The organism is Pseudomonas sp. HY13-MNA-CIBAN-0226 (assembly GCF_040310305.1).
GTDB classification, from domain to species: domain Bacteria; phylum Pseudomonadota; class Gammaproteobacteria; order Pseudomonadales; family Pseudomonadaceae; genus Aquipseudomonas; species Aquipseudomonas gregormendelii.
Map to the genome: position 1 here is coordinate 1 of NZ_JBEOPS010000248.1, position 273 is coordinate 273.

Sequence of the window (273 nt, forward strand, 5' to 3'; positions counted from 1 at the left end):
GGTGAGCCGTTGCTGGCACTCCAGGCTCCAGCACACCTGGGTATTTTCCAGGGTCTTGAGCAGGTGCGCGCGCAGGCTCGCTTCCAGCCCCAGGCTCGCCAGTTGGCGCGGGTTGAGGATGGCGGACACGTCGCGCACCTTGGCCAGGGTTTCATTGAGGGTGTTGCACAGCACCGAGCAATGGCTTTGCAGGTCGTCGGGCAGGCGACGCTGCAGCCATTCGCTTTGCAGCTTGGCGGCGGTCAGCAATTGGCCGATGTCATCGTGCAATTC

Annotated in this window: 1 protein-coding gene; it reads right to left on the minus strand. The window is 63.4% G+C overall.

Annotated elements, in window-relative coordinates; all coding sequences use genetic code 11:
• On the minus strand, positions 1-273 hold a 273-nt coding region (locus AAEZ05_RS28620), incomplete at both ends, for a histidine kinase (RefSeq protein ID WP_350649967.1).